The organism is Klebsiella sp. K5-306, from assembly GCF_051835185.1.
Taxonomy (GTDB): domain Bacteria; phylum Pseudomonadota; class Gammaproteobacteria; order Enterobacterales; family Enterobacteriaceae; genus Klebsiella; species Klebsiella oxytoca.
The window spans coordinates 55,543-69,561 of sequence record NZ_JAIFJY010000016.1 but is presented as its reverse complement, the minus strand read 5'-3'; the positions used below and the strand labels follow the sequence as shown (position 1 = coordinate 69,561).

The 14,019-nt window shown below is 56.1% G+C and carries 13 protein-coding genes; 6 read left to right on the top strand and 7 right to left on the bottom strand.

The annotated features are described in order from the left end of the window. Positions 1 to 48: 48 nt before the first annotated feature. From aroK to K2184_RS21920, 6 genes are all read right to left on the bottom strand, one after another. Positions 49 to 570, bottom strand: coding sequence for a shikimate kinase AroK (gene aroK / locus K2184_RS21945; protein WP_004106441.1), 522 nt, complete (start codon positions 568 to 570; stop codon positions 49 to 51). Positions 571 to 839: 269 nt separating this feature from the next. Then, positions 840 to 2,081, bottom strand: a complete 1,242-nt coding sequence (hofQ, locus tag K2184_RS21940) for a DNA uptake porin HofQ (RefSeq protein ID WP_032726768.1) — start codon at positions 2,079 to 2,081, stop codon at positions 840 to 842. Then, positions 1,990 to 2,397, bottom strand: a complete 408-nt coding sequence (locus K2184_RS21935; RefSeq protein ID WP_064361336.1) for a HofP DNA utilization family protein — start codon at positions 2,395 to 2,397, stop codon at positions 1,990 to 1,992. The genes hofQ and K2184_RS21935 overlap by 92 nt, the downstream gene beginning before the upstream one ends. Beyond that, complete coding sequence (locus K2184_RS21930; protein ID WP_016810008.1) at positions 2,387 to 2,827, bottom strand: HofO family protein; 441 nt, start codon at positions 2,825 to 2,827, stop codon at positions 2,387 to 2,389. Before K2184_RS21930 ends, K2184_RS21935 begins: the two co-directional genes overlap by 11 nt. Continuing rightward, positions 2,811 to 3,350, bottom strand: coding sequence for a PilN domain-containing protein (locus tag K2184_RS21925; RefSeq protein ID WP_023321708.1), 540 nt, complete (start codon positions 3,348 to 3,350; stop codon positions 2,811 to 2,813). Before K2184_RS21925 ends, K2184_RS21930 begins: the two co-directional genes overlap by 17 nt. Further along, a complete protein-coding gene (locus K2184_RS21920; RefSeq protein ID WP_023329056.1) occupies positions 3,347 to 4,138 on the bottom strand; it encodes a hypothetical protein in 792 nt (263 codons plus the stop codon). Before K2184_RS21920 ends, K2184_RS21925 begins: the two co-directional genes overlap by 4 nt. Positions 4,139 to 4,255: 117 nt before the next feature. On the opposite strand from K2184_RS21920, the gene mrcA reads away from it, so the two are divergent. Further along, the gene (gene mrcA, locus K2184_RS21915; protein ID WP_163525599.1) at positions 4,256 to 6,814 is read left to right on the top strand and encodes a peptidoglycan glycosyltransferase/peptidoglycan DD-transpeptidase MrcA; all 2,559 of its coding nucleotides are present in this window, start codon (positions 4,256 to 4,258) and stop codon (positions 6,812 to 6,814) included. 159 nt (positions 6,815 to 6,973) lie between these two features. On the opposite strand, the gene nudE is transcribed toward mrcA, so the two are convergent. Further along, the gene (gene nudE / locus K2184_RS21910; RefSeq protein ID WP_004106453.1) at positions 6,974 to 7,534 is read right to left on the bottom strand and encodes an ADP compounds hydrolase NudE; all 561 of its coding nucleotides are present in this window, start codon (positions 7,532 to 7,534) and stop codon (positions 6,974 to 6,976) included. A gap of 330 nt (positions 7,535 to 7,864) precedes the next feature. Here nudE and K2184_RS21905 point away from each other — a divergent pair, with 330 nt between their 5' ends. From K2184_RS21905 to pckA, 5 genes are all read left to right on the top strand, one after another. Continuing rightward, a complete protein-coding gene (locus tag K2184_RS21905; protein WP_163525601.1) occupies positions 7,865 to 9,994 on the top strand; it encodes an intracellular growth attenuator family protein in 2,130 nt (709 codons plus the stop codon). A gap of 60 nt (positions 9,995 to 10,054) precedes the next feature. Beyond that, positions 10,055 to 10,738: a GMP/IMP nucleotidase gene (yrfG, locus tag K2184_RS21900; protein ID WP_004106458.1), complete on the top strand. Its 684-nt coding sequence runs from the start codon at positions 10,055 to 10,057 to the stop codon at positions 10,736 to 10,738. Beyond that, positions 10,735 to 11,136 (top strand): ribosome-associated heat shock protein Hsp15, encoded by a 402-nt coding sequence (gene hslR / locus K2184_RS21895; protein ID WP_004115998.1) that lies wholly within the window; start codon positions 10,735 to 10,737, stop codon positions 11,134 to 11,136. The genes yrfG and hslR overlap by 4 nt, the downstream gene beginning before the upstream one ends. 18 nt (positions 11,137 to 11,154) lie before the next feature. Then, on the top strand, positions 11,155 to 12,039 hold the full coding sequence (gene hslO / locus K2184_RS21890; protein ID WP_162556112.1) for an Hsp33 family molecular chaperone HslO: 885 nt from the start codon (positions 11,155 to 11,157) through the stop codon (positions 12,037 to 12,039). A gap of 348 nt (positions 12,040 to 12,387) precedes the next feature. Continuing rightward, positions 12,388 to 14,010, top strand: coding sequence for a phosphoenolpyruvate carboxykinase (ATP) (gene pckA / locus K2184_RS21885; RefSeq protein WP_004106463.1), 1,623 nt, complete (start codon positions 12,388 to 12,390; stop codon positions 14,008 to 14,010). Positions 14,011 to 14,019 lie beyond the last annotated feature (9 nt).

Here is a 14,019-nt window from a genome sequence, read left to right as displayed (position 1 = left end):
ACGTCCACCTCAGTTGCTTTTACTCTGACGCACTTTATTAAGCCAGAATCAATTGCTTTCCAGCATATGAATAATCTGGTTTGCTACCACTTTCGCGCTTTGATCGTCAGTGCGGATAGTGACATCAGCAATCTCTTCGTACAGTGGATTGCGCTCATCTGCCAACGCTTCCAGAACTTCGCGAGGCGGCGCATCAACTTGTAACAAAGGACGCTTTTTATCGCGCTGCGTACGGGCAAGCTGCTTTTCGATAGTTGTTTCCAGGTACACCACCACGCCGCGGGCGGAGAGACGGTTACGCGTTTCACGGGATTTTACAGAGCCACCGCCGGTTGCCAGCACGATTCCCTGTTTTTCCGTCAACTCATTGATGATTTTTTCTTCACGGTCGCGGAAGCCGTCTTCGCCTTCTACATCAAAGACCCAACCCACATCTGCGCCAGTGCGTTTCTCAATTTCTTGATCGGAATCGTAAAATTCCATGTTGAGCTGTTGGGCTAACTGGCGCCCAATAGTGCTTTTGCCGGCACCCATAGGCCCAACCAGAAAGATATTGCGTTTCTCTGCCATTTTTTCGGTACTACTAAGACTATTCGTTAATGGTAAACCCGCTTCGCAGACACCCAGCGCAGCAGGACATGAACTGAAACCTCATATGCAATAGAGCGAGAGTCAGACTAAAAATTATCTCAATACTCCGGCTGGTTTGGCAACAGAATAAATCACCGGACAAGAAAGGGAGGATTGATGTCGTACCCGACTCTCAAATCGGTACCCCTTGTATGCTAAATCCGTCCTCACGTCAAACACCTGAAACGTGTTTAGCATGAAAAACCCGCTTAATGCACTGCCAGAATACGTGGAGTGATGAAGACAACCAGTTCACGTCGTTCGTTATCCTTGCCGTCGCGGCGAAACAGCTGGCCAAACCAGGGGATGTCGCTAAGGAGAGGAATACCCTCGCGAGAAGTTTTATTTTTTTGCGCAAAGATACCGCCTAAAGCCAGGGTCTCGCCGCTTTTAACCTCTACCTGAGTTTCTATTTCTTGTTTATCAATAGCCAATACTTCGCCATTATCCTGTTTGAGCACCTGGCCCGGCGTATTTTCGCTAATTCTGAGTTTTAAACGTACGCGGTTTTGATGTAACACCGTCGGCGTTACCTCCATCCCCAGCACCGCCTCTTTAAACTCCACAGAGGTTGCGCCGCTTTCGCCGCTGGAGACCTGATAAGGTATCTCGCTTCCTTGCTTAATGCTGGCGGGCTGCATATGCGAAGCCAGCAGTCGAGGGCTGGCGATGATGTCTACCTGCTGCTTCCGCTCAAGCGCGGAGAGCTCCAGCTCCAGAAGCCGCCCGCTGATGCGGCCGATGTTAAACCCGGCCCTTGTACTGGCATCCCCTACCGCCAGGTTGCTGCTCAAGGTGGTTAATTTACCCGAGCCTGGCGGGATGCTCGCTTCTGCCAGGCTCCATTTAACGCCCAGTTCCCGCAGGCTGGTTTCGCTCATTGAAACGATATGCGCCGCCAGCTCGACCTGACCTACGGGTACATCCATCTCCTGGGCCCATGCTTTTAACGCCGGAAGGTGCCGGGCATCATCTCGAATCAACAGACGGTTGGTTCGCTTATCGACCGTCAGATGTCCGCGAGCGCTCAGCAATTTTTCGCCGGCTTTAGCCAGATCCTCCGCATCAGCATAGCGAAGGGTCACGCTATGCCCCTGCAAAGGGAGATTCTGCAGACGCTTTGCTCTTTCCGCCTCAAGGTTCATCTGCTGCGCCTTTTGCCACGCCTGGGTGTGTACGTAGAGAACCGAACCTTGCTGGGTAAGGGTCAAACCGGCGCTGTCGATCACCGATCGCAACGCCTGCAGCCAGGGAACCTCATTCAGATGAAGAGATACCGAGCCGCTGACGTCAGGAGCGATCACGAGATTTTTTTGCTTTAGCTCCGCCAACGACTGGAGTACCTGGGCCACCGGGGCATCATCGATGACCAGCGACACGGGAAGATCCTTTTTTGCCGCGTCGCCCATCAGCGGCAGGAGCAGAAACAGCAGGCTTATCCATCGCATCATTCTTTATTCCCTTTCGCAGCCAGACCCACTGTGCGGGTTCACATCCGGGGCCGGTTAATATGGTTATTTTCTCTGCCGTCAGCAGCGTCACCCGCCAGCCCGCGGGCAAAATCGTCTCCGCCCTCACCCGACGCCACTTCCCGGCGCTATCCTGCAAGATGCCAATAAGCGCCAGCGGGTCGCCGACAGCTCCGCCATAGCGCCACTGGCTAAGCTGCGCCGTCCGGCAGCGATCCACCGGGGGGCGGAACGGATCGCGTTCCACCGCCAGCAGCGGAAGTGGGAACAGCAGCCAGTACCACCATTTAAGGCGCATCTTCCGCCCCCAGATGCAAAGTCAACCGTAGAGCCTGTTTTTCCGGCTGCACAGAGAAAGCCGTAGCCCGCATCCCGCAGCGGGCAAGCCAGGAAAAGAGCGCAGGCACCGCTTGCCAGTCAGCCTCCAGCTGCATCTCGCCCCCACCGCCCATCGGCCGCCAGGCGATAAGCGCCGCCCCAGCCACAGGGAGCTCAATGGGAGAAAATGGCTGGGTCGCTGCGTCATCTATTCCGGCGGCACGTAGCGCGCTCACCAGCGGCAGCAGTTTTCGCCACTGCATCTGTATGCGCGGCGAGAGCTCCACTGGCGTTTCTGTCTGGGAAGGCAGCATGAGCCAGCGGCCGATTGCGGCAATCAGAACCAGCAGGAGAGGTATCGCTAACAGACTTTTACGCTCCGCCAGCAAGCGTTCAATGCTCCCCCGCATGTTCGTCCTCTCCAACCATGGAAAAGTGAAATAGCCAGCGCCCTTCGCTATCGCGGTGCGTTTCCCCTGCCTTTGCCGGAAGAAAACCGCTAATGTTTGCCAGCGCCTTTTCCAGCGCGGCTAACCCTTTAAGATTCAACGTTAGCCCGCTCAGCGACAGAGCGTTCTGGCGGTATTCCAGATGGGTTAACCAGGCATCTTCCGGCATACGCGCCGCTATCTCCTGCAGCCTTGGCTGCCACGCGGCGGTTTTTTCGCGCCGCAGGCGGCGCAGGCGCTGTTGCTCCCTGTGCTGTAGCTGCTGACGCATGGTGCGCTCACGCTGCTGTAATGCGCTGTAAAGCTGGTTATCAGCGTTTAGCTTAACGGTTGCCAGCCAGTGAGCGGTCCGTTTGTTGAGCCGTGGGGCAAGCAGCGCCGCAAGCAGGATAAGCAGTAAACCGACGCTCAACAGGCCGCCTATGCGCAGGCGCTGTTTTCGCCGCGTTTCGCGCCAGGGAAGAAAGTTGACGATGTGGCTCATAGCTGGCGCGCTCCCAGCGCCAACCCCAGAGCAACGGTATAGCTGTCGCCGCAGCTCGGCAGAGGCGGCTGCAGGCGATCGATGACGCTCCAGGCGTCAAAGCTCTGCCCGTCGCACGGCGCTGAAGTGCAGAGACGAAATGCTCCGGCGTTTACCCGGGAAACCATGTGGGGAAAAGAGGGAGCGTCGCTGCACAAACAGTATCCCCAGTTCTCGGCGGTTGCCCAAAGCCAGCTCGCTTCGTCGCGCCACGCCAGCCCCTGCGTTTCAACCGGCAGCCAGGGGATAAAAGCGCTAAGCGCGCTGGCATCCGGGACAATCCCCACCACTCTTAACCTGAGGCGGGTTGCCAGCCGGCATAGTGCGTTGACGTCTAAGCGCTGCGCAGCGGTAACCCGCCAGCCATCGACCGCAGCAGATTGGGCATAATCGACGCACAGCGAAGAGGCGGGCATTTCCAGCTGCTGCGCCATGGCGCTGGTTATCCATGTCGCCTGCTCGCTTTCTCTTAATGAAATCTGCGGACGCAGGAGCTGCTTCTGCAGCGTTCGCGCCGCCGGGAAGGCAATGCAGACTTGATGCTGCAAAGGCAGCTCCCGCCGCCAGCTTTGCAACTGGTGGGCCAGCGACTCAACGTCCACTACCATCCCCTGACGCACGGTGCCGGGCATTAATGGGATATTCCACCAGCGGCGCAGCGCCCAGCGTGAGCGCTCATGCAACAACGCGACAATAGCAATATGGTCCTGCTGAATATGCATTCCTATGCGCCAGTTTCTAAAAGCCATGCCTACGATCTCCTTATCAGCCGATATGCTTCGCTATATCAATGCTCCAGGCTTGCCTTTATACTACTGCGCGTTTGTTTATAAACTGCCCAATGAAAACTAAATGAGAAATCTCCGGTGAAGTTCGTAAAGTATCTTTTTATCCTTGCAGTCTGTTGCGTACTGCTGGGAGCAGGCTCGATTTTTGGTCTCTATAAATATATAGAGCCGCAGCTCCCCGACGTCGCAACGCTGAAGGATGTGCGCCTGCAAATCCCGATGCAGGTCTATAGCGCGGATGGCGAGCTGATCGCGCAATATGGCGAAAAACGCCGTATTCCCGTCACGCTGCAGCAAATGCCGCCTGAGCTGATTAAAGCGTTTATCGCCACCGAAGATAGCCGTTTTTATGAGCATCATGGCGTTGACCCTGTCGGGATTTTCCGCGCCGCCAGCGTCGCGATGTTCTCCGGTCACGCCTCGCAGGGCGCCAGTACGATTACCCAACAGCTGGCGCGTAACTTCTTCCTGAGCCCCGAAAAAACGTTGATGCGTAAGGTGAAAGAGGCCTTCCTCGCGATCCGCATCGAGCAGTTACTTAATAAAGATGAAATTCTTGAGCTGTACCTGAACAAAATCTATCTTGGCTATCGCGCCTACGGCGTCGGCGCGGCCGCGCAGGTCTACTTTGGCAAATCCGTCGATCAGCTTACGCTGAGCGAGATGGCGGTGATTGCAGGCCTGCCTAAAGCGCCGTCAACCTTTAACCCGCTCTATTCCATGGATCGTGCAACCGCCCGCCGCAACGTTGTTCTCTCGCGTATGCTGAGCGAAGGCTACATCACGCAGGCGCAGTACGATCAGGCGCGTAGCCAGCCTATTGACGCAAGCTACCATACCCCGGAAATCGCCTTCTCCTCGCCGTATCTCAGCGAAATGGTGCGTCAGGAGATGGTCAGCCGCTACGGCGAGCAGGCTTATGAAGACGGCTATCGCGTCTACACCACCATCACCCGTAAAAATCAGCAGGCAGCCCAGCAGGCGGTGCGGAATAACGTGCTGGATTACGATATGCGCCACGGCTATCGCGGGCCGGAAAAGGTGCTGTGGAAAGTGGGTGAAACGCCGTGGGATAACCAGAAAATCATCGATACCCTGAAAAAAATCCCAGGCTCCGGACCGCTCTCTCCGGCGGTTATCACTTCGGCAAATCCGCAGGAAGCCGTCGCGCTACTGAGCAGCGGAACCTCGGTGTCGCTGAATATGGAAGGCGTCCGCTGGGCGCGGCGCTTTATCTCCGATACTCAACAGGGCGCCACGCCGCGTAAGGTGAACGATGTCGTGCAGACCGGACAACAGGTCTGGGTTCGCCAGGTAGGCAACAGCTGGTGGCTGGCGCAGGTGCCGGACGTCAACTCGGCGCTGGTATCGATCAACCCGCAAAACGGGGCAATCATTGCGCTGGTCGGCGGTTTCGATTTCAACCAAAGCAAGTTCAACCGCGCCACTCAAGCGCTGCGTCAGGTTGGCTCTAACATTAAACCGTTCCTTTACACCGCGGCGATGGATAAAGGCCTGACCCTGGCGAGCATGCTCAACGACGTGCCGATTTCCCGCTGGGATGCCGGTTCCGGCTCCGACTGGCGGCCAAAAAACTCCCCGCCGCAGTATGCGGGTCCTATCCGCCTGCGCCAGGGTTTGGGTCAATCAAAGAACGTGGTGATGGTCCGCGCGATGCGGGCTATGGGCGTGGATTACGCGGCTGAGTATCTGCAGCGCTTCGGCTTCCCGGCGCAGAACATCGTGCGGACCGAATCACTGGCCCTGGGCTCCGCATCGTTCACGCCGCTGCAGGTTGCGCGCGGCTACTCGGTTATGGCTAACGGCGGTTTCCTGGTTAGCCCTTATTTCATCAGCAAAATCGAGAACGATCAGGGCGGCGTCATTTTTGAAGAGCGGCCAAAAATTGCCTGCCCACAGTGCAATATTCCGGTGATTTACGGCGATACGCCGAAGTCTGATGTGCTGGAAAATAAAGACGTTGAGGACGTAGCGACCTCGCAGGATCCGCAAAATCCCGGCGTTCCTCCGCAGCCGCAGCTGGCGCAGGCAAACCAGTCTCTGGTCGCGCAAAGTGGCGCTCCGGAGTATGCGCCGCACGTGATCAACACGCCGCTGGCGTTCCTGATTAAAAGCGCCCTCAACACCAATATCTTCGGCGAACCCGGCTGGATGGGTACCGGCTGGCGAGCAGGCCGCGACCTGCAGCGTCACGATATCGGCGGCAAAACCGGGACCACTAACAGCTCAAAAGATGCGTGGTTCTCCGGCTATGGCCCTGGCGTGGTGACATCGGTATGGATTGGCTTTGACGACCACCGTCGCGATCTCGGCCGCACCACCGCCTCCGGCGCCATCAAAAATCAGATATCGGGCTACGAAGGTGGCGCCAAAAGCGCGCAGCCGGCCTGGGATGATTTTATGAAAAGGGTGCTGGAAGGCGTACCGGAAGAGCCGCTCACGCCGCCGCCGGGCATTATTACGGTCAACATTGACCGCAGCACCGGTCAGTTAGCCAGCGGCGGGAATAGCCGCGCAGAGTACTTTATTGAGGGAACTCAACCTACCCAGCAGGCCGTTCACGAAGTGGGCACCACCATCACCGATGGCGGGGGCGAGACTCACGAACTGTTCTGACAAAAAAAGCGCCTGCGGGCGCTTTTTTCTTTGGCTGATGGTCACCATTCTAGAGACGCTGCCCGCCGCGTAGCCAGGCGGCTGGCGCCTTACCCGCCCAGGCGGTGCGGTACAGGCATTCACTCCGCAGGCAACGGGCGTTTTTTACCTGCGAGTGCGTTAAAGTCGCCCCTGAGCCTGAAGCCATTCCCGCAGCAGGAACAGCGCGCTCACGTTACGGGCTTCGTTGAAGTCTTCTTCATCAAGCAGCGTCATCAGCTGCGATAGCGGCCAGCGAACCTGCGGCAGCGGCTCTGGCTCATCGCCAGGCAGCGATTCCGGATACAGATCTTCCGCCACCAGGATATTCATCTTGCTGGAGAAATAGGACGGAGCCATGCTGAGCTTTTTCAAAAACGTCAGCTTTTGCGCGCCAAATCCGACCTCTTCTTTCAGTTCGCGGTTGGCGGCTTCCATAACGCTTTCGCCAGGATCGATCAGGCCTTTCGAAAAGCCCAGCTCATAGGACTCGGTACCAACAGCGTATTCGCGAATCAGGATTATGTGGTCATCGACAATCGGCACAATCATCACGGCTTCACGGGTAGAAGGCCGCATCCGTTCATATACGCGGCGCACCCCGTTGCTGAACTCAAGGTCCACGCTTTCAACATTAAAAAGGCGCGAGCGCGCGACTGTTTCAACGTTGAGAATGGTGGGTTTTTGTAATGATTTGCTCATTGTCATCGGTCTATGCTGTGATTACAGAGGGCATTGTGCGATACGCAGCACGGTTTCGGCAATCCAATTCGCCACTAATTTACATAGTTGCAACCTTTTCGTTTTGAAACCTATTATCACAAAGACTCAAAAGTCAATAGGTTGACCAGTATTTGAGAATATACCGATTCCTGGATTTTAACGTTTTTGATAAGGTTGTATGCTGCTGCATTGCACAATAGATGTTCCCGCTTTGACAGGATAAGTGCCGATGGCAACGGCTGTTTTACCTGCATGATGAATGGCAACCGACGATACCAATAAGAAAAGAATAACTATGATGGGATGGGCATGGGCACCTTTCTGATATTTTTGTTAGCTCTGCTAATCTGCGCATTGCTTATCGGGTGGTGGTATCGCTCGCATGCCAGACGTCGCCGCCTGCCGCTGCTGCACGCCTTTAGCGATGCCGCTACGCGCAACCTCTCCGATGAAGAGCGCAGCGCCGTAGAAAAATACCTCGAAAGTCTCAGCCGCAACCAGCAGTTGCCAGCTTCAGGCGCCAGTACCGCGCCGCTAAACCTGATGCTGAACGAACAGAGCGATACCGTTTATAGCGTTACCCGAGCGATCACTCGCTACGGCATCACCACGGACGATCTCAACAAATGGCGCTACTTCCTTGATTCAGTAGAAATTCATCTGCCCCCATTCTGGGAGCAACATATTAATGACGAGAACAGCGTCGAATTAATCTCCACCACGAGCCTACCGCTGGTGATTGCGCTTAACGGGCAGACGCTGAGCGACTATCCGCAGGAGTCCCGTGGTTTCGCCCTTGAACAAGCCCCGGCGACCCAGGCATCTATCCGCGGGGAAGAGAGCGAACAAATTGAGCTGCTCAACATCCGCCCGGAAACGCCCGAAGAGCACGCACTGAGCCGCCCCGACGGCCTTCGCGAAGCTATTCTGGCAGTCTCCGCGTTCCTGCTGTTTTATTGTAGCCTGATCGCCCCCGACGTCTTTTCGCCCTGGCTTCTCGGCGGCGGTATACTGCTACTTCTTGCCAGCGTATGGGGAATCTACGCGCCGCCGCGCAAAACATCGCTGCGGGAAATTCATTGTCTGCGCGGTATGCCTAAACGCTGGGGGTTGTTTGGTGAAAACACCCAGGAGCATACCAACAATATTTCTCTCGGCATTATTGACCTCATCTACCCGCGCCACTGGCAACCGTGGATCGCGCAGGACCTTGGTCAGCAAACGGATATCGACATCTATCTCAGCCGCCATGTAGTCCGCCAGGGACGCTATCTGTCGCTGCACGATGAGGTTAAAAACTTCCCGCTTCAATACTGGCTTCGTAGCACGATTATCGCCCTGGGAGCACTACTGGTGGTTGTCATGCTGTGGGCCAGCGTTCCGCTAAACATGCCGTTTAAATTCACGCTGTCATGGCTAAAAGGCGCACAGACCATCGAAGCCACTACGGTCGCCCAGCTGGAGAAATCGAAAATTCGCATTGGCGATACGCTGCGCCTGAAAGGCTCGGGAATGTGTAACATTCACACCCCGGGCGCGTGGACAGCAAAAGAAAACTCGCCGTTTATGCCGTTCGATTGTTCACAAATCGTCTGGAATGATGCGCCTCCCCTGCCCTTGCCGGAGTCAGATATCGTCAGTAAGGCCGCCGCGCTGATGCAGACCGTTCAGCGCCAGCTCCACCCCGAATCCGATGACGATTCGCGGGTCAGCCCGGCGCTACGCTCCACTATTCAGAAATCCGGCATGGTGCTGTTGGATGACTTTGGCGATATCGTCACCAAAACCAACGACCTGTGCTCTGCGAAAGACGATTGCGTTCGCCTGAAGAATGCGCTGGTTAACCTCGGTAACACCCGTAACTGGGAAACGCTGACCAAACGCGCCAGCGCGGGCAAACTGGACGGGGTTAACGTGCTGCTGCGTCCGGTAAGCGCGGAGTCGCTGGAGAATCTGGTTACCACCTCCACCGCGCCGTTCGTCAGTCGGGAAACCTCACGTGCCGCTCAGGCGCTGAATAGCCCGGCGCCTGGCGGTTTTCTGATTGCCAGCGATGAAGGCAGCGACCTGGTCAATCAGCCCTGGCCAAGCACCGGATTATACGACTTCCCTGCGCACCAGCAGTGGAGTGAACTACGGCGCCTGGCGAGCATGTTGATGCACACGCCGTTCCAGGCTGAAGGTATCGTCACCAGCCTTTATACCGATGCTAACGGCACGCAGCATATCAACCTGCACCGTATCCCTGACCGCACTGGCCTGTGGCGCTACCTCGGGACAACGCTGCTGCTGCTGGCCATGCTGGGCTGCACGGCGTATCACGGCATCCAGGCTTTTCGTCGCTATCAGCGCCATCGCCAGCGCCAGGAAGAGATCCAGAAATACTACGAAAGCTGCCTGAATCCGGTTCTGCTCTCCTCGCCGGACCCGCAAGAATAATTCTCTGTACGGCGGGGTGTGATACCCTGTCGCGCAATTTCCCTTCGCTGGAGACTTACCATGCATTTTGATATCGCCTGGCAGGAGGTTGATACCGTTCTGCTGGATATGGACGGCACGCTGCTCGACCTCGCTTTCGACAACTACTTCTGGCAAAAACTGGTTCCCGAAACCTGGGGCGCCGCGCGCGGGCTCAACCTGCAGGAAGCCAGAGACGCGATGCGCCAGGAATATCATGCGGTGCAACATACGCTAAACTGGTACTGCCTGGACTACTGGAGCGAGCGCCTGGGTTTGGATATTTGTGCGATGACCAGCGAGCAGGGGCCAAGGGCGACGCTACGTGATGATACCGTGCCGTTCCTTGAGGCGCTTAAAACCAGCGGTAAGCGCCGGATTTTGCTGACTAACGCGCATCCGCACAATCTGGCGGTGAAGCTAAAACATACCGGGCTGGATGCGCACCTTGATTTATTGCTTTCCACCCACACATTTGGTTATCCGAAAGAAGATCAGCGTCTGTGGCACGCTGTGGCTGAAGAGACCGGCTTCGACGCGCGTAATACGCTCTTCGTCGACGATAACGAGGCGATTCTGGACGCGGCGGCGGAGTTTGGCATCCGCTATTGCCTGGGCATCACCAACCCAGATTCCGGACTGGCGGAAAAAAGCTACGTTCGTCATCCCGGGTTGAATGACTACCGGCATCTGATCCCCTCGCTGACCCTACAGGAGAGGCCATGAAAGAAAAACCCGTCGTAGCCGTCAGGCTGGACAAATGGCTGTGGGCAGCCCGCATTTATAAAACCCGAGCGCTGGCGCGCGAGATGATTGAAGGCGGCAAGGTACACTACAACGGACAGCGTAGTAAGCCGGGAAAAGTGGTCGAACTCAACGCCACCCTGACGATCCGCCAGGGCAATGATGAACGCACTATCGTGGTAAAAGGCATTACCGAACAGCGCAGACCTGCCAGCGAAGCCGTCGCGCTCTATGAAGAGACGGCAGAGAGCATCGAGAAACGCGAGAAAATGGCGCTGGCGCGAAAAATGAACGCGCTAACTATGCCGCATCCCGACAGGCGTCCGGATAAGAAAGAGCGCCGCGACCTGATGAGATTTAAACACGGCGATAGTGAATAACTGTGGCCCGCAAGAGAGATGATTATGACTCAACACGATCAATTACACCGCTATCTGTTTGAAAACTATGCCGTACGCGGTGAGCTGGTGACAGTTTCTGAAACGTTAGAACAGATCCTGACTAACCATAGCTATCCGCAGCCGGTGAAAACCGTGCTCGCGGAACTGCTGGTCGCCACCAGCCTGCTGACCGCGACGCTGAAATTCGCTGGCGATATCACCGTTCAGCTGCAGGGCGATGGCCCGCTGTCGCTGGCGGTGATCAACGGCAACAACCAGCAGCAGATGCGCGGCGTAGCCCGCGTCCAGGGCGAGATCCCGGATGGAGCGGATCTGAAAACTATGGTCGGTAACGGATATCTGGTCATCACCATCTCTCCGGAAGAGGGCGAGCGCTATCAGGGCGTGGTCGGCCTTGAGGGAGACACCCTGGCTTCCTGCCTGGAAGATTACTTCCAGCGCTCCGAACAGCTGCCGACCCGGCTGATCATCCGCAGCGGCGAGCACGAAGGCAAACCGATGGCCGGCGGCATGCTGCTGCAGGTTCTGCCGGCGCAAGATGCGCAGGCGGCTGATTTTGAACATCTGAGCACGCTGACCGAAACCATCAAAGCTGAAGAACTGTTTACCCTGCCAGCGAACGATGTGCTCTGGCGTTTGTATCACGAAGAGGAAGTCACCGTTTACGAGCCGCAGAACGTCGAGTTTAAGTGCACCTGCTCTCGCGAACGCTGCGCCGGCGCGCTGAAAACGCTGCCCGATGAGGAGATTGATAGCATCCTCGCCGATGAGGGTGAGATCGATATGCACTGCGACTACTGCGGAAATCATTACATCTTTAATGCAATGGATATTGCCGAGATCCGCAACAACGCCTCTCCGGCCGACCCGCAGCTCCACTAATCCTCAATTCGTCAGGAGCGAGCTCCCCTCTCGTTCCTGACGTCAACCTTTTTCATCCGCGTGATGAATCGATTCCCCATGAAAGAGTTACGTAATTTTCTTTCAGGTAAGCGATTACATTCACATTTCAACAGTTTTTTTAATTACTTTTTAACCATTAAGAAACATCTACCCCCACCGACGCATCAATTCCTGAGATAATCCCCTATGCCTCGTGACAGGAGTCACAACGTTTTTCGTAAGTCCGTCGTTTGTCGAGATACGTAAATCTATGAGCCTGGTCGCGGTCAATACCCCGTAATAACCCCTACAATTTAAAGCAGTACATATTGGCTAAGGAGCAGTGACATGCGCGTTAATAATGGTTTAACCCCGCAGGATCTCAAGGCTTATGGTATCAATGACGTCCAGGATATCGTCCATAACCCCAGCTACGATACTTTGTATCAAGAAGAGCTCGCCCCCAATCTGGAAGGTTATGAACGTGGCGTATTAACAAATCTTGGTGCAATCGCCGTAGATACCGGTATTTTTACCGGCCGTTCTCCAAAAGATAAGTATATCGTTCGTGACGACACCACCCGCGATACGGTGTGGTGGGCTGATAAAGGCAAAGGTAAGAACGACAATAAACCGCTGTCAGAGGAAACGTGGCAGCACCTGAAAGGACTGGTCACCCGCCAGCTCTCCGGCAAACGTCTCTTCATCGTTGACGCCTTCTGCGGCGCTAACGCCGACACCCGCCTGAGCGTCCGCTTTATTACCGAAGTCGCCTGGCAGGCGCATTTCGTGAAGAACATGTTTATTCGCCCGAGCGATGAAGAACTGGCAAACTTTGAGCCGGATTTCATCGTGATGAACGGCGCCAAATGCACCAACCCGCAGTGGAAAGAGCAGGGTCTGAACTCCGAAAACTTCGTCGCCTTTAACCTGACCGAGCGCATCCAGCTGATCGGCGGTACCTGGTACGGCGGCGAAATGAAAAAAGGGATGTTCTCGATCATGAACTACCTGCTGCCGCTGAAGGGCATCGCTTCCATGCACTGCTCCGCCAACGTCGGGGAAAAAGAGGATGTCGCTATCTTCTTCGGGCTTTCCGGTACTGGCAAAACCACCCTTTCCACCGACCCGAAACGCCGCCTGATTGGCGATGATGAACACGGTTGGGATGACGACGGGGTATTTAACTTCGAAGGCGGCTGCTACGCTAAGACGATTAAGCTTTCAGAAGCCGCAGAGCCGGATATCTATCATGCGATTCGCCGCGATGCTTTGCTGGAGAACGTGGTCGTACTGGCCGACGGCACCATCGACTTTAACGACGGTTCGAAGACCGAAAATACCCGCGTCTCCTATCCGATCTACCATATCGAAAACATCGTTAAGCCGATATCCAAAGCGGGTCATGCCACTAAGGTTATCTTCCTGACCGCCGACGCGTTTGGCGTTCTACCGCCGGTTTCTCGCCTGACCGCCGACCAGACCCAGTACCACTTCCTGTCTGGCTTTACCGCCAAGCTGGCCGGTACCGAGCGCGGCGTCACGGAGCCGACGCCAACCTTCTCCGCCTGCTTCGGCGCCGCGTTCCTTTCGCTGCACCCGACGCAATACGCTGAAGTGCTGGTAAAACGCATGCAGGCCTCCGGCGCGCAGGCCTATCTGGTCAACACCGGCTGGAACGGCACCGGCAAACGTATCTCGATCAAAGATACCCGCGCCATTATCGATGCGATCCTTGACGGTTCGCTGGACAATGCCGAAACCTTCACGCTACCGATGTTTGAGCTGCAGATCCCGACCGAGCTTCCGGGCGTGGATACTCATATCCTCGATCCGCGCAACACCTACGGATCGCCGGAGCAGTGGCAGGAAAAAGCGGAGCAGCTGGCGAAACTGTTTATCGAGAACTTCGAGAAGTACACCGATACGCCAGCGGGCGCTGCGCTGGTGGCCGCAGGGCCAAAACTCTAATCGGTTCAG

Coding starts and splice junctions, on each gene's coding strand:
- aroK (WP_004106441.1), bottom strand. CDS start 570: ATGGCAGAGAAACGCAATATCTTTCTGGTTGGGCCTATGGGTGCCGGC.
- hofQ (WP_032726768.1), bottom strand. CDS start 2,081: ATGATGCGATGGATAAGCCTGCTGTTTCTGCTCCTGCCGCTGATGGGC.
- K2184_RS21935 (WP_064361336.1), bottom strand. CDS start 2,397: ATGCGCCTTAAATGGTGGTACTGGCTGCTGTTCCCACTTCCGCTGCTG.
- K2184_RS21930 (WP_016810008.1), bottom strand. CDS start 2,827: ATGCGGGGGAGCATTGAACGCTTGCTGGCGGAGCGTAAAAGTCTGTTA.
- K2184_RS21925 (WP_023321708.1), bottom strand. CDS start 3,350: ATGAGCCACATCGTCAACTTTCTTCCCTGGCGCGAAACGCGGCGAAAA.
- K2184_RS21920 (WP_023329056.1), bottom strand. CDS start 4,138: ATGGCTTTTAGAAACTGGCGCATAGGAATGCATATTCAGCAGGACCAT.
- nudE (WP_004106453.1), bottom strand. CDS start 7,534: ATGAGCAAATCATTACAAAAACCCACCATTCTCAACGTTGAAACAGTC.
- K2184_RS21905 (WP_163525601.1), top strand. CDS start 7,865: ATGGGCACCTTTCTGATATTTTTGTTAGCTCTGCTAATCTGCGCATTG.
- yrfG (WP_004106458.1), top strand. CDS start 10,055: ATGCATTTTGATATCGCCTGGCAGGAGGTTGATACCGTTCTGCTGGAT.
- hslR (WP_004115998.1), top strand. CDS start 10,735: ATGAAAGAAAAACCCGTCGTAGCCGTCAGGCTGGACAAATGGCTGTGG.
- hslO (WP_162556112.1), top strand. CDS start 11,155: ATGATTATGACTCAACACGATCAATTACACCGCTATCTGTTTGAAAAC.
- pckA (WP_004106463.1), top strand. CDS start 12,388: ATGCGCGTTAATAATGGTTTAACCCCGCAGGATCTCAAGGCTTATGGT.